24 protein-coding genes are annotated in these 20,662 nt (G+C 39.6%); 19 read left to right on the forward strand and 5 right to left on the reverse strand.

Annotation, left to right across the window (positions count from 1 at the left end; translation table 11 throughout):
- Window positions 1-6: 6 nt before the first annotated feature.
- Window positions 7-369 (forward strand): DUF1304 domain-containing protein, encoded by a 363-nt coding sequence (locus tag KJR31_RS06830; protein ID WP_214262672.1) that lies wholly within the window; start codon window positions 7-9, stop codon window positions 367-369.
- Between the two features lie 47 nt (window positions 370-416).
- On the opposite strand, the gene KJR31_RS06835 is transcribed toward KJR31_RS06830, so the two are convergent.
- Window positions 417-1,274, reverse strand: a complete 858-nt coding sequence (locus tag KJR31_RS06835) for a DUF975 family protein (protein WP_214262673.1) — start codon at window positions 1,272-1,274, stop codon at window positions 417-419.
- A gap of 116 nt (window positions 1,275-1,390) precedes the next feature.
- Between KJR31_RS06835 and tgt the strand changes: the two genes are divergently transcribed.
- From tgt to KJR31_RS06850, 3 genes are all read left to right on the forward strand, one after another.
- The gene (tgt, locus tag KJR31_RS06840; protein ID WP_016466286.1) at window positions 1,391-2,533 is read left to right on the forward strand and encodes a tRNA guanosine(34) transglycosylase Tgt; all 1,143 of its coding nucleotides are present in this window, start codon (window positions 1,391-1,393) and stop codon (window positions 2,531-2,533) included.
- A gap of 134 nt (window positions 2,534-2,667) precedes the next feature.
- Window positions 2,668-4,485, forward strand: a complete 1,818-nt coding sequence (locus KJR31_RS06845) for an acyltransferase family protein (RefSeq protein ID WP_214262674.1) — start codon at window positions 2,668-2,670, stop codon at window positions 4,483-4,485.
- Between the two features lie 116 nt (window positions 4,486-4,601).
- Window positions 4,602-4,943, forward strand: a complete 342-nt coding sequence (locus KJR31_RS06850; protein WP_214262675.1) for a metal-sulfur cluster assembly factor — start codon at window positions 4,602-4,604, stop codon at window positions 4,941-4,943.
- A gap of 58 nt (window positions 4,944-5,001) precedes the next feature.
- Here the strand turns inward: KJR31_RS06850 and ilvD are convergent, their stop codons facing one another.
- Window positions 5,002-6,705, reverse strand: a complete 1,704-nt coding sequence (gene ilvD, locus KJR31_RS06855) for a dihydroxy-acid dehydratase (RefSeq protein ID WP_214262676.1) — start codon at window positions 6,703-6,705, stop codon at window positions 5,002-5,004.
- Between the two features lie 219 nt (window positions 6,706-6,924).
- Here ilvD and rpmF point away from each other — a divergent pair, with 219 nt between their 5' ends.
- The 7 genes from rpmF to KJR31_RS06890 all read left to right on the forward strand — a co-directional run bounded on the left by rpmF (window position 6,925) and on the right by KJR31_RS06890 (window position 9,453).
- The gene (rpmF, locus tag KJR31_RS06860) at window positions 6,925-7,107 is read left to right on the forward strand and encodes a 50S ribosomal protein L32 (RefSeq protein ID WP_000290417.1); all 183 of its coding nucleotides are present in this window, start codon (window positions 6,925-6,927) and stop codon (window positions 7,105-7,107) included.
- 15 nt (window positions 7,108-7,122) lie between these two features.
- Window positions 7,123-7,272 (forward strand): 50S ribosomal protein L33, encoded by a 150-nt coding sequence (gene rpmG / locus KJR31_RS06865; RefSeq protein ID WP_001265622.1) that lies wholly within the window; start codon window positions 7,123-7,125, stop codon window positions 7,270-7,272.
- Window positions 7,273-7,504: 232 nt separating this feature from the next.
- Entirely contained in the window at window positions 7,505-7,732 is a 228-nt protein-coding gene (locus KJR31_RS06870; RefSeq protein WP_349815559.1) for a GlsB/YeaQ/YmgE family stress response membrane protein, read from the forward strand.
- A gap of 86 nt (window positions 7,733-7,818) precedes the next feature.
- Complete coding sequence (gene amaP / locus KJR31_RS06875; RefSeq protein ID WP_214262677.1) at window positions 7,819-8,382, forward strand: alkaline shock response membrane anchor protein AmaP; 564 nt, start codon at window positions 7,819-7,821, stop codon at window positions 8,380-8,382.
- Window positions 8,383-8,393: 11 nt separating this feature from the next.
- Entirely contained in the window at window positions 8,394-8,564 is a 171-nt protein-coding gene (locus KJR31_RS06880) for a DUF2273 domain-containing protein (RefSeq protein WP_142558776.1), read from the forward strand.
- Window positions 8,565-8,579: 15 nt separating this feature from the next.
- Window positions 8,580-9,209: an Asp23/Gls24 family envelope stress response protein gene (locus KJR31_RS06885; protein WP_214262678.1), complete on the forward strand. Its 630-nt coding sequence runs from the start codon at window positions 8,580-8,582 to the stop codon at window positions 9,207-9,209.
- 37 nt (window positions 9,210-9,246) lie between these two features.
- On the forward strand, window positions 9,247-9,453 hold the full coding sequence (locus KJR31_RS06890; RefSeq protein ID WP_214262679.1) for a CsbD family protein: 207 nt from the start codon (window positions 9,247-9,249) through the stop codon (window positions 9,451-9,453).
- Between the two features lie 332 nt (window positions 9,454-9,785).
- On the opposite strand, the gene KJR31_RS06895 is transcribed toward KJR31_RS06890, so the two are convergent.
- Window positions 9,786-10,049: a hypothetical protein gene (locus KJR31_RS06895; RefSeq protein WP_214262680.1), complete on the reverse strand. Its 264-nt coding sequence runs from the start codon at window positions 10,047-10,049 to the stop codon at window positions 9,786-9,788.
- Window positions 10,050-10,174: 125 nt separating this feature from the next.
- Here KJR31_RS06895 and KJR31_RS06900 point away from each other — a divergent pair, with 125 nt between their 5' ends.
- The 6 genes from KJR31_RS06900 to KJR31_RS06925 all read left to right on the forward strand — a co-directional run bounded on the left by KJR31_RS06900 (window position 10,175) and on the right by KJR31_RS06925 (window position 15,162).
- The gene (locus KJR31_RS06900; protein ID WP_250319702.1) at window positions 10,175-10,807 is read left to right on the forward strand and encodes a YesL family protein; all 633 of its coding nucleotides are present in this window, start codon (window positions 10,175-10,177) and stop codon (window positions 10,805-10,807) included.
- Entirely contained in the window at window positions 10,785-12,458 is a 1,674-nt protein-coding gene (locus tag KJR31_RS06905) for a sensor histidine kinase (protein WP_214262682.1), read from the forward strand. Before KJR31_RS06900 ends, KJR31_RS06905 begins: the two co-directional genes overlap by 23 nt.
- Window positions 12,459-12,460: 2 nt before the next feature.
- Window positions 12,461-13,747: a response regulator transcription factor gene (locus KJR31_RS06910; RefSeq protein WP_214262683.1), complete on the forward strand. Its 1,287-nt coding sequence runs from the start codon at window positions 12,461-12,463 to the stop codon at window positions 13,745-13,747.
- Between the two features lie 61 nt (window positions 13,748-13,808).
- Window positions 13,809-14,339, forward strand: a complete 531-nt coding sequence (locus tag KJR31_RS06915; protein ID WP_214262684.1) for an ABC transporter permease — start codon at window positions 13,809-13,811, stop codon at window positions 14,337-14,339.
- A gap of 75 nt (window positions 14,340-14,414) precedes the next feature.
- Window positions 14,415-14,882 (forward strand): class Ib ribonucleoside-diphosphate reductase assembly flavoprotein NrdI, encoded by a 468-nt coding sequence (nrdI, locus tag KJR31_RS06920; RefSeq protein WP_214262685.1) that lies wholly within the window; start codon window positions 14,415-14,417, stop codon window positions 14,880-14,882.
- Between the two features lie 70 nt (window positions 14,883-14,952).
- Entirely contained in the window at window positions 14,953-15,162 is a 210-nt protein-coding gene (locus KJR31_RS06925; RefSeq protein WP_214262686.1) for a hypothetical protein, read from the forward strand.
- A gap of 33 nt (window positions 15,163-15,195) precedes the next feature.
- On the opposite strand, the gene KJR31_RS06930 is transcribed toward KJR31_RS06925, so the two are convergent.
- Window positions 15,196-15,444 carry a MarR family transcriptional regulator gene (locus KJR31_RS06930; protein ID WP_178894531.1) on the reverse strand — a complete coding sequence of 83 codons (249 nt, stop codon included), beginning with the start codon at window positions 15,442-15,444 and terminating at the stop codon, window positions 15,196-15,198.
- 347 nt (window positions 15,445-15,791) lie between these two features.
- Complete coding sequence (argS, locus tag KJR31_RS06935; RefSeq protein ID WP_214262687.1) at window positions 15,792-17,483, reverse strand: arginine--tRNA ligase; 1,692 nt, start codon at window positions 17,481-17,483, stop codon at window positions 15,792-15,794.
- A gap of 153 nt (window positions 17,484-17,636) precedes the next feature.
- Between argS and argR the strand changes: the two genes are divergently transcribed.
- Both argR and mutS read left to right on the forward strand, forming a co-directional pair.
- A complete protein-coding gene (gene argR / locus KJR31_RS06940; RefSeq protein WP_214262688.1) occupies window positions 17,637-18,083 on the forward strand; it encodes an arginine repressor in 447 nt (148 codons plus the stop codon).
- A 46-nt stretch (window positions 18,084-18,129) separates the two neighbouring features.
- Entirely contained in the window at window positions 18,130-20,661 is a 2,532-nt protein-coding gene (mutS, locus tag KJR31_RS06945) for a DNA mismatch repair protein MutS (protein WP_214262689.1), read from the forward strand.
- Window position 20,662: the final 1 nt, after the last annotated feature.

A 20,662-nucleotide genomic window follows, 5' to 3' on the forward strand; every position in this document is an offset into this window, starting at 1 on the left:
AACACTATGTCAATCATTACTACTGTTTTAGCAACTATTGTTGCCCTCGAACATTTTTATATCTTTTATTTGGAGAGTATCGCAACCCAATCAGACGCAACCAGCCGAGTCTTTAATATGGAAAAGGCAGAGTTGACTCGACCCTCAGTCACCTCACTGTTTAAAAACCAAGGGATTTATAATGCCTTGATAGGGGTATTTCTTATCTATGGGATTTATTTCTCACATAGCTTAGAAATCGTAACAATCTTTGTTTTATTTGTCATAGGAGCAGCGACTTATGGCGCTTTAACAGCAGATAAAAAAATCATTCTAAAGCAAGGTGGTCCAGCGATCATAACTCTTTTGAGTATTCTCTTTTTAAAATAAAAATAACCAGCACTTTCTATGAAGGTGCTGGTTTTTAATAACTGATCTTAAACTTTTCTCCGCTTGATTTCAAGCAGCCTTTGATAGAAGAAGATTTGGCTACTATAGATATAAGGGAAGATAGAGATACTTGCGATTCCAAAGCTAATCCAGATAAGGATATACCAAGGAAGTAGCTGTAAATCAAGGACAAAGCGTTGGAATTTATAGCCTTTCATGAGAAAGCGGCTGGTATGCAGCACGCGACTCGGTTTGGCAATTCCGATTGCAAGGGTGTCACATAAAAGTAGTTCAACTTGGGAATAGGCGTAATATTGCGGTAGATAGATAAGGGTTCCCAAAATCATGATTAGGATGCTACCAAAGAAGTAGAGTGCAAAAGTAAGTAGGAAATGTTCGATATCTGGATTGGTGACGTCGACAGATGGAAATTCGGGATGAAGTTCCACAAATTTACGAGCCATTGCACTGCTATAAAAGAGCAAGTAGACTCCAAAAAGATTAGGGATGCTCCATAAAAAGAGATAGAAACGCTTGAGTAAGAGCGTTAGAAAAGTTTGGGTAAAGAAGCGGTTGTCAAGTAAGGACAGACTATCTTTAAAGGACAGCTCTATCTCAGAAATTCTGTAAAGATTAATCGTAGTAAAGAGAGCACCAGCTAGGATGATGGAACTTGTAAATCCAACAGCTATTGGAAAGAGAGCAGACTGAATCGTGGTCCCTAGAAAGTTCAAGAAGGACTGTTCAAGAATGCCTTCATCAAGTAGGGATAAAGGTCTGATAAAGCTAGACAGAATCAAGAGAATACTTGGGAATAAAAAGACAAGCAACAAGCGAGGGTGCTCGGCTTGAAATTGTCTAGCCTGCTCGCGAACTTCTTTTAAATTAATTTTTGGGTACTTCATTCTTTCATTATACCATAGTTCGTGACAGTTCCTGTTTTTTTTGATAGAATCATACAGTATGCCCCTGGGCACAAAGTAAGAACTGGGACTGTCTTTCCCAGCTTCGGAGGTAAAAAATGTCAGATTCGCCAATTAAATATCGATTAATAAAAAAAGAAAAACACACAGGAGCTCGTTTGGGTGAGATTATCACACCCCATGGAACCTTCCCAACGCCTATGTTTATGCCAGTTGGAACTCAGGCAACGGTCAAGACTCAGTCGCCAGAAGAATTGAAAGAGATGGGGTCAGGAATTATCCTTTCTAACACTTATCACTTGTGGCTTCGCCCGGGGGATGAACTCATTGCCCGTGCTGGAGGTCTTCACAAGTTCATGAATTGGGACCAACCAATCTTAACGGATAGCGGTGGATTCCAAGTGTATTCCCTAGCAGACAGCCGTAATATTACAGAAGAAGGGGTAACCTTCAAGAACCACCTCAACGGTTCTAAGATGTTCCTTTCACCTGAAAAGGCCATTTCTATTCAAAACAATTTGGGCTCAGATATCATGATGTCCTTTGACGAATGTCCTCAGTTTTATCAGCCCTATGATTATGTAAAAAAATCAATCGAACGTACCAGTCGTTGGGCTGAACGTGGCTTGAAAGCTCACCGTCGTCCACATGACCAAGGTTTATTTGGGATTGTACAAGGGGCAGGATTTGAAGACCTTCGTCGTCAGTCAGCTCAAGACCTTGTCAGCATGGATTTCCCAGGCTACTCTATCGGTGGACTAGCCGTTGGAGAAACCCATGAGGAGATGAATGCAGTTTTGGACTTTACGACCCAACTGCTTCCTGAAAATAAACCTCGTTACTTGATGGGAGTAGGAGCGCCAGATAGCTTGATTGATGGGGTGATTCGTGGGGTAGATATGTTTGACTGTGTCTTGCCGACGCGTATCGCTCGTAATGGTACTTGTATGACTAGCCAAGGACGTTTGGTTGTCAAGAATGCCCAGTTTGCTGAGGACTTCACACCACTTGATCCAGAGTGTGATTGCTACACATGTAAGAACTACACCCGTGCCTATCTTCGTCACTTGCTCAAGGCTGATGAAACCTTTGGTATCCGCTTGACAAGTTACCATAACCTTTACTTCTTGCTCAACCTCATGAAGCAGGTTCGTCAGGCTATCATGGATGATAATCTTTTGGAATTCCGTGAGCATTTTGTTGAAAAATATGGCTATAACAAGTCTGGACGTAATTTCTAAATTTAACTTAATGTCAGCTAAAAATCCTAAGTTTTATCTTAGGATTTTTCTGTTTTTTTTGATAGAATAAAGGTATTATGGATTGAAAATTAGATGGCTTTTTTGCCAATCTAATGAATGGAGAATAAACTCGTATGCGTATTAAATGGTTTTCCTTAATTAGGATTACAGGTTTGCTTTTGGTACTCTTGTACCATTTCTTTCAGACGCTTTTCCCAGGAGGTTTCTTTGGGGTTGACGTCTTCTTCACATTTTCAGGTTTTTTAATTACTTCACTATTATTAGAAGAATTTGGACAAAAAGGTAAGATTGATGTCCTAGGATTTTTTAGACGACGCTTCTATCGAATTTTTCCGCCGGTTGTTTTGATGGTCCTCGTTGTTATGCCCTTCACGTTCTTGGTTCGTCAGGATTATGTGGCAGGAATTGGTGGTCAGATTGCCGGTGTTCTAGGATTTATGACTAACTTCTATGAAATGTTGACAGGAGGAAGTTATGAATCTCAGTTTATCCCTCATCTCTTTGTTCACAACTGGAGCTTAGCTGTTGAAGTTCATTATTATGTCTTGTGGGGTTTAGCAGTCTGGTTCTTGTCCAAACGTGCAAAGACAAGTGGACAACTACGAGGAATGATTTTCCTACTTTCCTCAGCGACCTTTATGATTAGCTTCCTTTCTATGTTTATTGGTAGCTTCATCGTTAGCTCCTACTCAACACTCTACTTCTCAACTTTGACTCATGTTTATCCATTCTTCTTAGGTAGTGTGCTTGCGACCGTAATAGGGGTTCGTCATACGACGCCACTTCTTAAACGTTTGAATAGAACCTTGGATTTGAAGCAGACCTTGCTAGTCTTTGGAGCCGGTCTCGGAGTCTTGCTCTTACTGACCTTCTTTGTGAAATTTACCTATCTCTTTGCCTATTTACTCGGCTTCTTGTTGGCAAGTTTAGCTGCGCTTCTGATGATTGTTGCAGCACGCATTTTGCATGATAAAACACCGACAATCGAAGAACCAAAGGTGATTAGCTTTTTAGCAGATACTAGCTATGCTGTTTATCTATTCCACTGGCCGTTTTATATTATCTTCTCTCAGCTGATGAGCAATCTACCGGCAGTGATTTTAACGACTATCTTTTCTTATCTCTTCGCAACCCTTTCTTTCTATGTGATCGAACCTTTGATTGCAGGAAAGTCCAGCAAATTGTTACGAATGGCAAAAGAAATTCCTCACATCAAACCAATCTTTGCTGGTAGTGCAGGAGTACTTGCTCTGATTACCCTTGTCGTGATACTGATTGCTCCTCAAGTAGGCGCATTTGAAACGGATTTGATGGTTAATGGTCTTAATCAGGCTCAAACTAATATCACTCGAACAAAAACGATGGCAGAACAAGCAGAAGCCAGTCGCTATAACATAGCTGATGGCGTGTCCATCATTGGAGATTCTGTCACCTTGCGTGCTTCCGAAGGACTGAAAGAAATCTTACCAGATGCTCAGATTGATGGTCAGGTCAGTCGAAACACCAAACAGGCAAATGCATTGATGCTGAATTACAGTCAGAATAAAGCCTTGCCTAAAATTGTAGTCATCGCGACTGGCGTTAATAATCCTGAAGATTATAAGGCTGATTTGGATCTACTGGTAACAAATCTTCCGAAAGGACATCAGCTTGTTCTAGTAACTCCATACGAGGGTGATACAACGCAGGAAACGCAACCTTATGTAGAACAGTACGCAAGCTATGCACGTGAACTGGCACAAAAATATCCATATATTGCACTTGCAGATTGGAACCAGGTAGCCAAAGATCATCCAGATATTTGGAAGGGAACAGACCAGGTTCATTTCGGTAGTGATACTACCAAGCAGGATGAAGGAGCTAAACTTTACGCAGAAACTATTAATGCTGCCGTCAAAGCTCTTGCAGATAAACCTGTCAAATCAAAATAAACACTAAAAAGTAGAGATACAATCTCTACTTTTTACTTTAAAGAGAATTGGGAAAAACTTGCCAAATTGTCAGAATTATGAGAAAATAGGTGCAGTCTAAAAATGGAGGTAATGCAATGAGAGAAGACATCAAGATCAATGACCGTGCTCTAGAATTGGAAGATCAAATCATTGAAGTACTCGAAAAAGTTTATGATACAGATGTAGAGTTAGATGTATACAATCTTGGATTGATTTATGAGATTCATTTAGATGAGGCTGGCCTTTGTACAGTTGTTATGACCTTCACCGATACTGCCTGTGACTGTGCAGAAAGTCTGCCAATCGAGATAGTGGCAGGCCTAAAACAAATTGATGGAATTGAGGATGTCAGGGTTGAAGTTACCTGGTCTCCAGCATGGAAGATAACACGCATTAGTCGTTATGGACGGATAGCTTTAGGACTACCTCCACGATAGTTATCTATTTTGAAACAGACAAAAAAACAAGCCAATTTTGGCTTGCTTTTTGATTTGCTTATTTTTTACCAGATTGTTCCATATTCCAGAAGTCTGTAACGGCTCCACGAGAAGCAGAGGATACGGTGTGGGCATATTTACCGAGGACACCACGGCTATAGAGTGGTGGCAAGGTTGTTTCTGCCTTACGTTTTTCAAGTTCTTCATCGGAAACGTCCATGGAAATTTCTTTGGTATCTTGGTCAACCGTAACGATATCGCCTGTACGAAGGTATGCAATTGGTCCGCCATCCTGAGCTTCAGGAGCAATATGTCCAACAACCAGTCCATAAGTACCACCAGAGAATCGTCCGTCTGTTAAGAGGGCAACCTTGTCTCCTTGACCTTTACCAACGATCATTGATGAAAGTGATAGCATCTCAGGCATACCAGGACCACCCTTAGGTCCAACGAAACGAACAACGACAACATCGCCATCAACGATTTCATCGGACAAGACAGCTTGGATAGCGTCTTCTTCTGAGTCAAAGACCTTAGCCGGTCCAACGTGACGACGAACCTTCACACCTGACACCTTGGCAACTGCACCGTCAGGAGCAAGATTACCGTTCAAGATGATCAATGGACCGTCCGCACGTTTAGGATTTTCAAGTGGCATGATGACTTTTTGGCCTGGAGTAAGATCTGCAAAGTCAGCCAAGTTTTCAGCGACAGTCTTACCAGTACATGTGATACGATCTCCGTGAAGGAATCCATTTGCCAACAAGTACTTCATAACCGCAGGCACACCACCAACTTCGTAAAGATCTTGGAAGACATACTGACCAGAAGGTTTCAAGTCAGCCAAGTGAGGCACACGTTCTTGGATCGTATTGAAGTCTTCAAGAGATAAGTCAACATTAGCTGCGTGGGCAATGGCAAGCAAGTGAAGAGTGGCATTTGTAGAACCACCTAGAGCCATTGTCACTGTAATGGCATCTTCAAAGGCTTCGCGAGTCAAGATGTCTGAAGGTTTGATACCAAGTTCAAGCATTTTGACAACTGCACGACCGGCTGCTTCGATGTCTTCTTTCTTATCAGCAGATTCAGCTGGGTGCGAAGAAGAACCTGGCAAACTCATACCCAAAACTTCGATAGCAGTCGCCATGGTATTAGCCGTGTACATACCACCACAACCACCAGGTCCAGGGCAGGCATTACATTCCAGACGTTTTACGTCCTCAGCAGTCATATCACCGTGGTTCCACTTACCAATGCCCTCAAATACGGAAACCAAGTCGATGTCTTTTCCATCCAGTTTTCCAGGGGCGATAGTACCACCGTAGGCGAAAATGGCTGGGATATCCATATTGGCAATGGCAATCATAGAACCAGGCATGTTCTTGTCACAGCCACCGATAGCGACAAAGGCATCCACATTATGACCACCCATAGCTGCTTCGATGGAGTCTGCGATGATGTCACGTGACGTTAAGGAGAAGCGCATACCCGGTGTTCCCATGGCAATACCGTCTGCTACGGTAATGGTTCCAAACTGCACAGGCCAAGCACCAGCAGATTTAACACCTTCTTTAGCCAATTTCCCAAAGTCATGCAAGTGGATATTACATGGTGTGTTTTCCGCCCAAGTGGAAATGACTCCCACAATCGGTGCTTCAAAGTCTTTATCTGTCATACCAGTCGCACGCATCATAGCACGGTTAGGTGATTTTACCATGCTGTCATAAATGCTACTGCGGTGACGTTTATCTAATTCTGTCATTTGTTCCCTCCCATTTCAGTTTGTTCCATTATAGCATAATTTTCATATGAATAACAGAAGAAAATTTTTAAATTTTCAGACAATTCGGCGGTGAACTATAAAAAAATTCATCTTTTTTTGTCAAGTAACTTTACTTTACAAAAAAAATGTGTTATTCTAATATGGTTGATGAAAATCATAAGATTGAATCGAATATACATACTAAAAGGAGAAATCAAAATGGCAGTACCTGCACGTCGCACTTCAAAAGCGAAGAAAAACAAACGTCGTACACACTACAAAGTGACAGCTCCATCTGTAAACTTTGACGAAACTACTGGAGATTACTCACGTTCTCACCGCGTATCACTTAAAGGATACTACAAAGGACGTAAGATCGCTAAAGCTGCATCAGCTGAATAATAGAAGGGAGATACCATGCGCGTAAATATTACACTTGAACACAAAGAATCTGGTGAACGCTTGTACCTTACTTCTAAAAACAAACGTAACACTCCAGACCGTCTTCAATTGAAGAAATACTCACCAAAACTTCGCAAGCACGTTGTGTTTACAGAAGTTAAATAAGCATTCAATACGAATCAATACATAAGGAACGCTCTAGTCATATTGTCTAGAGCGTTTTTGTGTTGTTTTGAAAATTAGATATAGAATTCTGTTAAAGAATATATTCGTGAGCATATTTTTTGAACACGCTTTCATATTATTTATGATATACTAAGTTTAATCAAAAGATATTTTGTGAACACAGAATACAGTTTTCTGATTAAAAGAAAGGAGGCCCGTTATGTTGTAGTCAATTATTATCGGAGGCTTTATCGGTCTCGCTGCAGGAGCAATTACTAAAAAAGGTGGTTCAATGGGAATCATCGTAAATATTTTTGCTGGTTTAATTGGGCCATCTGTCGGTCAATCGCTTTTTGGGACATGGGGACCTTCTCTAGCAGGAATGTCACTTATTCCATCGATTGCTGGTGCGGTGATTGTTGTCGCTGTAGTATCATTCTTTTTGGGTAAAAAAGGTTAACTTTTTACTCAATCATAAACTATAGATTTAAATTTAGTATTGACGGGTAAACCTATAGTTTAGTGCTTTAATTGAAAGGATTTTATATGTCAAAATCAAAGAAAATAGTATTACTTATTTTCTGTATTCTAGTCTTGACAATTTTCCTTCTTATTTTGATAGATTACCAACAAGTTAGTGATTTAGGAATTCAATTAGCTAGCTGGAGACAGACTGCTATTGAATATTATCTCGCTAGATATATCTTTTGGGGGCTTCTAGTCCTATCTATCTTCGTTTTATTATGGATGTTAGTAATCCTGTTTTATCCTAGACAATATCTAGAAATAAAACTTGGAACTAAAGACGATAAATTGAAGTTAAAAAATTCAGCTATCGAAGGTTTTGTTCGATGCTTACTGAATGAACATCGAATAATTAAAGAACCAAAAATTCAAGTACATACTCGAAAAAAGAAATGTTTCGTTTATGTAGAAGGTACAGCTGTTCTTTCAGATAACATTGCTAACAAATTTGAAGTAGTCCAAAATGAAATAACTCAAGGCTTAAAAGAGTTCTTTGGTATGGATCGAGAGGTTAAACTGGAAGTTTCAGTAAAAGAATATGACCCTCAAAAAGCAACCAAGAAGATTGTTAGTCGTGTAAAGTAAGGAAGTAAAAAATGGAATTGTTTAAAAAATACCAATATCCAATTCTATGTGGTATAGCAGGTATTCTTCTAGCTTGCTTCATCCTGTCCTTTGGATTTTTTAAAACACTATTTGTTTTAATTTGTGGGACATTAGGGATTGGATTTGGATACTATGTTCAGAAAAATTATTTAAATAAATAAATAAAGGAGTTTTATATGTCAAACGTAGAAAAAAATGTAAATGTAAATACTGAAAAGAAAGATGCAGTCGTCTCTAAAGATGTTCGAGGAGAATTAACTTACGAAGATAAAGTTATTCAAAAAATTATCGGTCTTTCACTAGAAAAAGTTCCAGGACTATTACATGTGGACGGCGGATTCTTCTCAAATCTTACAGAAAAACTTGTTAATACTAACGATGTAACACACGGTGTTAACGTTGAAGTTGGTAAAGAACAAGTAGCAGTTGACTTGAAGGTTATCGTAGAGTACAGAAAAAATGTTCCAACTCTATACAAGGAAATCAAAGATGTTATCGTATCAGAAGTTGCGAAAATGACTGATCTAGAAGTAGTTGAGGTTAACGTTAATGTTGTTGACATCAAAACTAAAGAACAATATGAGGCAGACTCAGTTAGCCTTCAAGATCGTGTAACTGACGTGGCAGAATCAACAGGCGAGTTTGCGTCAGAACAATTGTCTAAAGTGAAAGCTGGAATCGGTTCAGGTGTTGCAGTAGCCCAAGAAAAACTTAGTGAAGGCGCTGAATTTGTTCAAGAAAAAGTTGGCGAAGGTGTTGAAACTGTTAAAGACGCTGCAGTCAAAGCAGAACCACGTGTACACTAATTTATAATTTAGAAAAAAATAAAAGAAGGACATACTTATGCCTACAGAAGAAAAATTCAATCAAGCAGCAGGTGCTGTCAAAGAAGGTATTGGAAAATTGGTAGGCGATAAAGAACTTGAAAGCGAAGGGGCAACAGAAAAAGTTGTTTCTAAAGTTAAAGAAGTTGCTGAAGATGCAAAAGATGCTGTAGAAGGTGTCGTTGAAGGTGTTAAAAACATGCTTCATAAAGATGATGCTAAATAATAAAATTTAGGAAATCTTGCTATTTTTCTCGAAAACACTCCCAGTTAGGGGGTGTTTTTGTCAATGTACATTTGACGAAAAAAAGAATACAGGACCAATAAATTCCTGTATTCTTAAAATAACTTAGAACAGATATGTTAAAGATATGTTAATAAGAATGCGACTAATAAGATTATAGTGCAAATTATTTTTACGATTTTTGCATGTTGTTTGAACAATTTATCAGAGAAAAAATTCAATACAAGCGAAATACAAACCAACGTAGTTCTTAAAATAAAAATAGTCATGGTCCATACTCCTTTCGTTATTGTTAATCCAGCTCCTAAAATAACTTAGAACAGAAGTGATAATGAAGCGACTAAAAAGATTATAGCGGAAATTATTTTTGCGATTTTTACATGTTGTTGTTTGAACAATTTATCAGAGAAAAGAGTCAATCCAATCGCAACACAAAGCAAAGTAATTCTTAAAATAGAAATAGTCATAAATCGTACTCCTTTCGTTACTTTATCAATCCAATAACTAAGTTGAATAGTAATGATCTCATTTTCAAATATATCCATCTGCTCTGGGGGAAAAGTTTGTTTTTTGATCACCAATCGGTCTCTTCATCTATCTTAATTATAGTACAAACATCGATATTAAACCAATAAATGTATTTATTTTTTTACTGCTCCTATTTTTGAGAGCGCTTGAAATATGTTATAATAAAACTAGATTAATGTATAGGAGGCAAACCGTGGGAAATTTCATTGAGCTAGTCTTTCATCGTTTCTTTTTGGGGATGATTGCGACGGCTTATTTTTGGTTATTGACACTAGCAGGAGGAGTGGTCTTTGGTATAGCACCCGCTAGTGCAACTCTCATGAGTTTATATGCTGAACACGGCTATTCTTACCGTGCTTATCGTTTCAAGGAAGCTTGGTCTTTATTTAAGAGCAATTTTGTCAAAAGTAATCTCAGTTTCTACACCTTTATAGGGATTGACTTGATCTTGATTTATGGCTTGTATCTGATGATTCAATTGCCAAATCAGACGCTTCTCCACTTGGCAGCGACATTTCTAAATATCTTTTTAGTAGCCTTGGTATTTTTGGCCTATACAGTATCTTTAAAATTACAGGTTTACTTTGAATTGTCCTATAAAAATACCTTAAAGCTTGCCTTTATCGGAATTTTTATGAGTTTATCAGCAGTGGCCAAGGTTCTCCTTGGTAGCGTCTTGTTAGCCATTATTGGCTTCTATATGCCAGCCCTCATCGCCTTTGTAGGTATTGGGATGTGGCACTTCTTTATTAGTGATTTATTGGAGCCTGTTTATGAAAGTATTCATGAAAAATTGGCAACCAAATAAGACCAAACAATTCCGCCTCCACTCACTCCTACGAATCTATAGTCTGGTAATGATGATCATCATTTCCTGCTTTGCTCTCTTGATTTCTTACGCAGACTGGGATATGCGTGAAAGGGAAGCCAATCGTGTTGGTCAGCGTGTTCTCGCTCGTACTATTGATGAAGTTGAATACTACTATCGGGAGTCAACCCGCCTAGCCCAGAGTTTAGTGGATAATCAAGCTCGAATTGAAGGGATTTACAAGTATTTTAGCCTCAGTACGCCAGATTATTTTTATTGGCAGTTAGAACGCAAGGCGTCACCCTATATTTCCGTTTCCATTTATGAAAATATCGATGATATATATGTGCGAAATGATTTTGTAACAGGTGTTTCGATTGTTTTACAAGATTCGACGGATGTATTTGTTTCCAAAAGAGAAAATCGAGGTGGGCAGAAGATTCCAGCTGAGAGCTTTAAACCGGATGCTAATAGTTTCGCTATTCCAGTATCGGATCCAGTATCTGATCAAGCTATTGGTGTCATCTATATTTCCGTAGAACCAGAAGTCCTCTATAAGGCAATTGACAATACTAGGGGAACAATTCCAGTGGCAGTAACGGTCATTGCACCATATGAAACAGATATGTTCTATATTGGAACAAAGGGAACGAATGAATCTTGGTTGGTAGGGACAACTGTCCATGGATATCAAGTTCGAGTAGCTGTACCAAGGGATTATGTTTGGAGTGGGACTTTAGCGAATTCGGCACTTATTTTAGGTTTGAGCGCCCTCTTTATCATCATTTTATATATGACCTTAAGAAGGACCTTTTCTGACTATCAAAGTCAGGTTGTGGACTTAGTGGACTCCATCCAAGCCATTACTGAGGGAGAGCAGACCAAGAGAATTAACACAGATAAAAAGGACCAGGAATTGCTGCTAATTGCTGAGTCGACAAATGATATGTTGGATCGACTAGAAAGTAATATTCACGATATTTATCAACTGGAACTCAATCAAAAAGATGCCAACATGCGAGCCTTACAAGCTCAAATTAATCCGCATTTCATGTACAATACTCTGGAATTTTTGCGGATGTACGCAGTAATGGAGAACCAAAATGAGCTAGCAGATATCATCTATGAGTTCAGTAGTCTCCTGCGCAATAATATCTCTGACGAGCGAGAAACGACCCTCAAACAAGAAGTGGAGTTTTGTCGGAAGTACAGTTATCTCTGTATGGTTCGCTATCCAAAATCCATTGCCTATGGATTTAAGATTGACCCTGAATTGGAAGAAATGCGTATTCCAAAGTTCACCCTCCAGCCTTTAGTGGAAAATTATTTTGCCCATGGAGTTGACCACAGAAGGACAGATAATGTTATCAGTATCAAGGCTTTGAAAAAAAATGGCTATGTCGAAATTTTAGTAACCGATAATGGCCGTGGGATGTCTGCTGAAAAACTAGCAGAAATTCAAGCTAAACTGGCTCAAAGAACCTTTGAACACACAGCGGATTATATGGAACAGCGACAGTCTATTGGGATCGTCAATGTCCACGAACGCTTTGTGCTCTACTTTGGAGACCGCTATAACATTAGTATAGAATCTGCTGAACAAAAAGGTGTTCAATATCGAATTACCATTCAGGATGAAGAGAAAGGATAAACATGTATAAAGTACTATTAGTTGATGATGAGTACATGATTACAGAAGGACTTAAGCGTTTGATCCCTTTTGAAAAATGGGATATGGAAGTCGTTGCAACGGCCAATCATGCTGATGACGCTTTGGATTATGTCCGAGAGCATCCCGTAGATATCGTCATTTCTGATGTCAACATGCCTGACAAGACAGGACTTGAAATGATTGGGGAGATGAAGGAACTCTTGCCAGAGGCTTACTATATCCTTCTCTCAGGCTATCAAGAATTTGACTATGTCAAGAAAGCCATGAACCTCAATGTTGTAGATTATCTTGTCAAACCAGTTGATAAGGTTGAGCTGGAGCATTTACTCGAGAAAATCCTTGGTCAACTTCGTGAGAAAGTGCATGAGCCAGAAATGTTAAGTCAAAAGTTAGACGACGAAGCATTTAAAGCACACCTGTCTCAAAAAGAAAACTGGTGGATTGGACTCTCTCAAGAGAAACAAGGGGATTTTGTCATTCCTTACTATGTTCTAGGTCAGGACTGGCAGATTGTGATTGCAGCTCAGAAATTCGATGGTTTACTTGTCATGCCTTTTGAGTTACCTTATCAGGCTAACTTTGAAAAATGGAAATTTGACGTTGAAAAAGCACTCTTCTATGGAACTGTAAATCTCGATCAATCTGAAAGCCTCTTTTCTTATTATGAACCTATTTATCGAGTGATTATCCAGGGCAATCTTCAGCAGATTATCGAGGAGTTGAATTTGCTTGAGAAGATTGTGTTGGAAAACACACCGAGGGTATCCATTACCAAGCAACTCTTTACTCAGTTTGTGATGGACGTCTTCCATCTCTTTGAGCATTTGAAAGCAGATGATATGACAGATATTGTCAAAAGAATTCATGCCATTACAAACTTTGAAGATTTAGTGGCTTATACCAAGGAAACCTTGACGTCCTTCTTTGGTCAATATCGCATGAATGAGAATGTCGTCAGTGTACTTGAAGTTATTGGTAGAGACTATAAAAAAGAACTTTCTCTCAAGGATATCAGCAAGGATCTCTTTATCAATCCTGTTTACTTAGGTCAGTTAATCAAGAAGGAAACCAATTCAACCTTTGCTGAGCTTCTCAATAAGCAACGGATTAAGGCAGCCCAGCAACTTTTACTTTCTACAAATGATAGTATTGAGGATATTTGCTATACTGTTGGTTATAGTAATGTAGGCTATTTCTACAAGGTCTTTCGAAAACTATGTGGAAAGTCTCCGAAAGCCTACCGCAAGCAGATTGAAGTCACCCTCTAACTTTTGTTATCCATTTTAAAATATGCTATAATAAATTCAAAAATTTGAGGAGGTTACTTTTATGAAAAAGAAACCAATCTATCTATGGGTTTTATTAGTCTTATCAGCGATTAATTCAGCCTTGGCAGTAGTTGGAATATTCACTCCAGTACCTAGTAAGGACGCCCTTCGTGCTAGCCAAGGAAATGTTGGGACACTTAGTGCTCAACAAATAGAAGACGCAGTTAACTATGCTCACCGAGTATCAGAGTCATCTCACTCTATTTTTAACACGATACTCATTGTCCTATCTGCTATCCTAGTTGTAGTAGCCTTTGTTTTCTTAATTCGTAAGAACCTGCAGTTGGCAAACTACACTTATGTTGGATATGCCTTGCTAGCTATTGTTGGACTAGTCCATGACAATATGAATTTACAAGATGCTATGCAATTGATTAAAGATGACACCCTACGTTTAGGAATGGAAGTCATGTCAAAAGTAACCACTATCATATTCATCGTCATCAATGTTATCTTTTTGGGAATCGTCTTCTATAAAATATGGCGTCAGCAAAAAGAATTAACAGAATCTCAAGAGGAAGAACTCGCCTAAGAGTTGACAAAGGATAACTATCAAGATACAATCTTGGTAGTTATTTTTTTGGATTCGAGAAAGAGGGAGGAAAAGATGAAAAAAATTTCCTTAGTTTATATCAGTCTGAGCGGAAACACGGAGAGTTTCGTGACACGTTTGAAAGCTTATTTGTTAGAGCAGTATGCGAATATTGATGTGGAAAAAATTCATATTAAAGACTTGGTCAAGGATGGAGAAGACTTCTTCGAGATGACCAACCCGTATGTGGCTTTTCTACCGACTTATCTCGAGGGTGGCAATGGGGTTGACAATGGTGATGTAGAAATTTTGACAACTCCGGTAGGTGACTTTATCGCATATGGTGACAATGCTAGCAAGTGTTTTGGTGTCGTAGGATCAGGTAACCGCAATTTTAACAACCAATACTGCTTGACGGCCAAGCAATACAGTCAACGTTTTGGTTTCCCTGTTTTAGCTGACTTTGAAATGCGCGGAATGCTAGGAGATATCAAAAAGGTTGCAGGTATTATTGCAGAGCTTTATGAACTTGAATCCTTGTAAGAGGATAGAGTTGCTGGTCTAGTTTTTTATCCCATGGATCATAGAATTATTTCAAAAGAGAACAGTTCAAATGAGTAAACTACAGAAATCATTTTTAAAGTATATAAAACGCAAACCAAGCTTCAAGGATATTATGCTATGCAGTGCTTTGTTGCTCTTGGCAATTAGTCTGATGATGTTTTCTGATAAAATTTTTGATGAAGATGCATCACCATTTGGAACCATGGTATCCTTAGGGATTGTTATCCTGGTAGAAATCTTAGCTGTCAGAAATAAATAAAAAAGACTCGAGAAATGGTATCTCGAGTTTTTCTTATTTGCGAATTTCGTCAACGATTTCTTTTGAAATGGGAATTCCTAAACGGTAACCTTTGTTAATGTAGTCAATGACATCATTGATGTTTTCTATCGTTTGGATTTTCTCTTTGATAGTTGCACGAAAAGCTTGATCTTTCAATAGTTGGTTCTGAAGCAGTCTTTGAAGTTTCTCTTTTTCATATTTGTTGACAAGAAAGAGAAAAAGAAGACTAATAACAACTAAGATATAAGCGTATTGGCTCATAAAAATTCTCCCTTAGTGATAAAGAAATGAATAGCAAGAGAAAAGCGAAGAGTCTTCGCCTTTCGAGTGATGATAGTATAAAGCAATTCTTATAGGCTTGTGCCTTAGTTACTTAGATTGCTTAGTAATAAATTAATTTAATAGATCACGACATGCATCCAAATAAGTCGATATTATTTATTTGGATGTATTAGTAAGGCGTTTAGGCAGATCGCCTTATTTACGACGTCGTGCCCCCTAAATCGATTATATTTAGCGGGCATGACTAGTGAAGCAGTTAGCTAGTCCGCATAAAAGCGGCTAGCGTCTAACAATTAGGCACTTTAGTTCCAATTGTTAGTACTGAATCACATCTTCTCTGGCGCCTCTACGCCCAGCAGACGAAGGGCTTCTTTAAGGACAACTGCTGTTGCATAGCTGAGAGCTAGGCGACTGTCACGTTCTGGGCTTTCATCTAAGATACGAGTGTGGGCATAGTATTTGTTAAAGGCTTGAGCTAAGCTGATTGCAAATTTAGCGATGATAGACGGCTCATAGTTATCAGCTGCACGTTTAATGATACGTGGGAAGTCTTGAATTAGCTTGATAATTTCCCAGCTTTCGGCATCGTTCAAACTATAGTTGGCACCTGCTTCAGGTTTGAAATCGGCTTTACGCAAGATTGATTGGATACGAGCGTAAGCGTATTGGACATAAGGACCAGTTTCCCCTTCAAAGGATACCATGGCTTCGAGGTCAAAGTCGTAGCCATTTGTACGGTCAGTTTTAAGGTCATAGAATTTAATAGCCCCAACTCCAACAGCGTGGGCAACCTGGTCTTTGTTTTCAAGTTCAGGATTTTTTGCTTCGATCTGCGCTTTAGCACGGCTGATGGCTTCTGCGACAGTTGGCTCTAGCAAGATAACATTTCCTTTACGAGTAGAAAGTTTTTTCCCTTCCTTTGTTACTAATCCAAACGGAACATGGACAATGTCTTGGCTCCAATCATAGCCCATTTCTTGTAAGACAGCCTTGAGTTGCTTAAAGTGAGCAGATTGCTCTTGACCAACGACATAGATAGATTTGGCAAATTGGTACTCGTTTTTACGGTAGAGGGCCGCAGCTAAGTCACGTGTGATGTAGAGTGTAGCACCGTCAGATTTCTTGATAAGAGCTGGGTGTTCAATTCCATATTTTTCAAGATTGACAACTTGAGCACCTTCTGATTCGACTAATAGTCCTTTTTCAGCGAGGATGTCTACAACTGCATCCATCTTGTCATTGTAGAAAGCTTCCCCATTATAGCTGTCGAATTCAACTTGTAATTCATCGTAAAGGCGGTTAAATTCTACTAAGCTTTCATCGCGGAACCATTGCCAAAGAGCGAGAGCTTCCTCATCGCCGTTTTCAAGTTTGCGGAACCATTCGCGTGCTTCTTCATCCAAGCTTGGATCGTTCTCAGCTTCAGCATTAATACGGACATAGAGTTTGAGAAGTTCATCGATTGGATGAGCTTTGACAGCTTCTTCGTTCCCCCATTTTTTGTAGGCAACAATCAGCATCCCAAACTGTTTACCCCAGTCTCCCAAATGGTTGACCTTGACAGTTTTATAGCCGATTTTTTGGAAGATATGTGACAAGCTATCTCCGATAACGGTTGAACGAAGGTGACCGATTGAAAATGGTTTAGCGATGTTAGGGCTAGACATGTCGATAACAACATTTTCTTGCTTGCCAATCTCTTGGTCAGCATAGTGCTCTTTTTCAGTGATAACATCCTGTAATACTTGTGCAGAAATAGCTGATTTATCAAAGAAGAAGTTGACGTAAGGACCTGTCGCTACCACCTTTTCAAAGGCTTGGCTATTAATCTTTTCAGCGATATCTGCTGCAATCATTTGAGGAGCTTTACGTTCAACCTTTGCCAATGAAAAGGCAGGGAAGGCGATATCTCCCATATCTGAGTTTTTAGGTGTTTCTAGTAAATTTAAAATAGCCTCTTGGTCCAGGCTACCAATGACGCTAGCCAACTCGCTAGCAATCAATTCTTTTGTATTCATTTAGGGCTCCTTTAGGGCTTTTCTACTATTTTATCACAATTTACTACATTTTTTTTGAAAGAAGAGATATTTTTTGAAATATCCAGTTTTTTTGATATAATATTCTTACTAAAAAAATGTAAAATGTTATAAATATGCACTTGAAAGGATCTTATGAGAAAAAGAGAACGTCATCAGCTCATCAAGCGAATGATTACAGAAGAAAAATTAGGAACTCAAAAGGAAATTCAAGATCGATTGGAAGCCTGTGATGTCTTTGTGACACAAACGACATTATCCCGTGATTTGCGAGAGCTTGGCTTAACCAAAGTTAAGAAAAACGATGTTGTCTACTATGTACTAGCAAATGAGACAGAGAAGATTGATTTGGTCGAATTCCTTTCACACCACTTAGAGGGTGTTGCAAGAGCCGAATTCACCTTGGTCCTCCACACGAAACTTGGAGAAGCATCTGTTTTAGCCAATGTAGTCGATTCAAATAAAGATGGGTGGATCTTAGGTACAGTTGCAGGAGCCAATACCCTTTTGGTTATCTGTAAAGATCAGCATGCTGCTAAAGTCATGGAAGAACGCTTGCTTGAGCTAATGGGAAATAGATAAGGTCTTGAGAGCTTCTCTCAGGACTGTTTTTACAAGGAGAGAGTAAATGACTACTGAAAAATTATCACCTGGTATGCAACAGTATGTGGATATCAAAAAACAATATCCAGATGCTTTTTTGCTTTTTCGCATGGGTGATTTTTATGAGTTGTTTTATGAAGATGCCGTCAATGCTGCACAGATACTAGAAATCTCACTGACCAGTCGCAATAAAAATGCTGAAAATCCTATTCCTATGGCAGGTGTACCCTATCACTCTGCCCAACAGTACATCGATGTCCTAGTTGAGCGTGGCTACAAGGTTGCCATCGCTGAACAGATGGAAGATCCCAAACAAGCTGTGGGTGTCGTTAAACGTGAAGTCGTTCAGGTTATTACACCAGGGACAGTCGTTGATAGTAGCAAGCCGGATAGTCAAAACAACTTTTTAGTAGCCATTGATCGTGATGGTTCCCAATATGGCTTAGCTTATATGGACCTGGTAACAGGTGATTTTTATGTAACGGGACTGTCAGACTTTTCTCTAGTCTGTGGTGAAATCCGCAATCTCAAAGCGAGAGAAGTAGTGGTTGGCTACGACCTATCTGAATCGGAAGAACAGATTCTCGGTCGTCAAATGAATCTCGTACTTTCCTATGAACAAGAAATCTATGAAGATCTACATCTGTTAGATTCAGAATTGGCATCTGTGGAAGGAGCAGCTAGTGGTAAACTTCTCCAGTATGTTCATCGGACACAGATGCGAGAATTGAACCACTTGAAGCCTGTTATCCGTTATGAAATCAAAGATTTCTTGCAGATGGATTTTGCGACCAAGGCCAGTCTTGATTTGGTTGAAAATGCTCGTTCAGGCAAGAAACAAGGCAGTCTTTTTTGGTTGCTAGACGAGACTAAGACCGCAATGGGTATGCGTCTTCTGCGTTCTTGGATTCAACGTCCTTTGATTGACAAGGAACGTATCCTTGAACGTCAGGAGGTTGTGCAAGTCTTTTTGGATTATTTCTTTGAGCGCAGTGATTTAACGGAAAGCCTCAAGGGAGTCTACGATATCGAACGTCTGGCTAGTCGTGTATCTTTTGGGAAAAGCAATCCTAAAGACCTCTTGCAACTAGCGACTACCTTGGGAAGTGTTCCAAGGATTCGCGCCATTTTAGAAGGAATGGAGCAACCAGCTCTAGCTTATCTGATTGAACAACTGGATGCTATTCCTGAGTTGGAAAGTTTGATTAGTGCAGCTATTGCTCCTGAGGCTCCTCACGTGATTACCGAAGGTGGTATTATTCGAACGGGCTTTGATGAGACCTTGGATAAATACCGTCGTGTTCTCAGAGAAGGGACTAGTTGGATTGCTGAGATTGAGGCAAAGGAAAGAGAAAACTCTGGCATCAATACTCTCAAGATTGACTACAATAAAAAAGACGGCTATTATTTCCATGTGACCAACTCGCAGTTAGGCAACGTACCAGCCCACTTTTTCCGCAAGGCTACGCTGAAAAACTCTGAGCGATTTGGGACAGAGGAGTTAGCGCGTATCGAAGGTGAAATGCTAGAGGCGCGTGAGAAATCAGCAAACCTAGAGTACGAAATCTTTATGCGTATTCGTGAGGAGGTTGGTAAGTATATCCAACGCCTACAGGCTCTGGCTCAAGGAATCGCTACTGTCGATGTCTTGCAAGGCTTGGCAGTAGTTGCAGAAAAACAACACCTGATTCGCCCAGAGTTTGGGCAAGACTCTAGCATAGATATCCAAAAAGGTCGTCATGCCGTCGTTGAAAAGGTCATGGGAGCCCAAACCTATATTCCTAATAGTATCCAGATGGATGAAGACACCAGCATCCAACTGATCACAGGACCTAATATGAGCGGGAAGTCAACCTACATGCGTCAACTAGCCATTACAGCGGTCATGGCACAGATGGGGTCTTATGTTCCGGCAGAAAGTGCCCGCTTGCCAATCTTTGATGCAATTTTTACCCGTATCGGTGCAGCGGATGATTTGGTTTCAGGCCAATCTACCTTTATGGTAGAGATGATGGAAGCTAATAATGCCATTAGTCATGCTACCAAGGACTCTCTCATTCTCTTTGATGAGCTAGGCCGTGGAACCGCAACTTATGATGGGATGGCTTTAGCCCAGTCTATCATCGAGTACATCCATGAACATATCGGTGCCAAGACTCTTTTTGCGACGCACTACCATGAATTAACCAGTCTGGAAGCTAGTTTGGAACATCTGGTAAACGTTCACGTGGCTACGCTTGAGCAGAATGGTCAAGTTACTTTCCTTCATAAGATTGAACCAGGTCCAGCAGACAAATCGTATGGTATTCACGTTGCCAAGATTGCAGGTTTGCCAGCAGACTTACTAGCAAGGGCAGATGCGATTTTAACTCAATTAGAAAGCCAGGGTCAGGAAAACCCAATTCCTACCAAACAAAATACTGTCAATGAACAAATGTCACTCTTTGATGAAAAAGAAGAAAATCCAGTCCTGACAGAACTTGCGAATGTAGATGTGTACAATATGACACCTATGCAAGCCATGAATCTCTTGTCAGAGCTGAAGCAAAAATTATAAG

The organism is Streptococcus infantis, assembly GCF_018499575.1.
GTDB lineage: Bacteria > Bacillota > Bacilli > Lactobacillales > Streptococcaceae > Streptococcus > Streptococcus infantis_K.

Coding starts and splice junctions, on each gene's coding strand:
- KJR31_RS06910 (WP_214262683.1), top strand. CDS start 12,461: ATGTATAAAGTACTATTAGTTGATGATGAGTACATGATTACAGAAGGA.
- KJR31_RS06900 (WP_250319702.1), top strand. CDS start 10,175: ATGTATAGGAGGCAAACCGTGGGAAATTTCATTGAGCTAGTCTTTCAT.
- KJR31_RS06930 (WP_178894531.1), bottom strand. CDS start 15,444: ATGAGCCAATACGCTTATATCTTAGTTGTTATTAGTCTTCTTTTTCTC.
- KJR31_RS06880 (WP_142558776.1), top strand. CDS start 8,394: ATGGAATTGTTTAAAAAATACCAATATCCAATTCTATGTGGTATAGCA.
- KJR31_RS06925 (WP_214262686.1), top strand. CDS start 14,953: ATGAGTAAACTACAGAAATCATTTTTAAAGTATATAAAACGCAAACCA.
- rpmF (WP_000290417.1), top strand. CDS start 6,925: ATGGCAGTACCTGCACGTCGCACTTCAAAAGCGAAGAAAAACAAACGT.
- KJR31_RS06835 (WP_214262673.1), bottom strand. CDS start 1,274: ATGAAGTACCCAAAAATTAATTTAAAAGAAGTTCGCGAGCAGGCTAGA.
- KJR31_RS06885 (WP_214262678.1), top strand. CDS start 8,580: ATGTCAAACGTAGAAAAAAATGTAAATGTAAATACTGAAAAGAAAGAT.
- argR (WP_214262688.1), top strand. CDS start 17,637: ATGAGAAAAAGAGAACGTCATCAGCTCATCAAGCGAATGATTACAGAA.
- mutS (WP_214262689.1), top strand. CDS start 18,130: ATGACTACTGAAAAATTATCACCTGGTATGCAACAGTATGTGGATATC.
- KJR31_RS06850 (WP_214262675.1), top strand. CDS start 4,602: ATGAGAGAAGACATCAAGATCAATGACCGTGCTCTAGAATTGGAAGAT.
- KJR31_RS06915 (WP_214262684.1), top strand. CDS start 13,809: ATGAAAAAGAAACCAATCTATCTATGGGTTTTATTAGTCTTATCAGCG.
- amaP (WP_214262677.1), top strand. CDS start 7,819: ATGTCAAAATCAAAGAAAATAGTATTACTTATTTTCTGTATTCTAGTC.
- rpmG (WP_001265622.1), top strand. CDS start 7,123: ATGCGCGTAAATATTACACTTGAACACAAAGAATCTGGTGAACGCTTG.
- KJR31_RS06905 (WP_214262682.1), top strand. CDS start 10,785: ATGAAAAATTGGCAACCAAATAAGACCAAACAATTCCGCCTCCACTCA.
- argS (WP_214262687.1), bottom strand. CDS start 17,483: ATGAATACAAAAGAATTGATTGCTAGCGAGTTGGCTAGCGTCATTGGT.
- KJR31_RS06890 (WP_214262679.1), top strand. CDS start 9,247: ATGCCTACAGAAGAAAAATTCAATCAAGCAGCAGGTGCTGTCAAAGAA.
- nrdI (WP_214262685.1), top strand. CDS start 14,415: ATGAAAAAAATTTCCTTAGTTTATATCAGTCTGAGCGGAAACACGGAG.
- tgt (WP_016466286.1), top strand. CDS start 1,391: ATGTCAGATTCGCCAATTAAATATCGATTAATAAAAAAAGAAAAACAC.
- KJR31_RS06830 (WP_214262672.1), top strand. CDS start 7: ATGTCAATCATTACTACTGTTTTAGCAACTATTGTTGCCCTCGAACAT.
- ilvD (WP_214262676.1), bottom strand. CDS start 6,705: ATGACAGAATTAGATAAACGTCACCGCAGTAGCATTTATGACAGCATG.
- KJR31_RS06845 (WP_214262674.1), top strand. CDS start 2,668: ATGCGTATTAAATGGTTTTCCTTAATTAGGATTACAGGTTTGCTTTTG.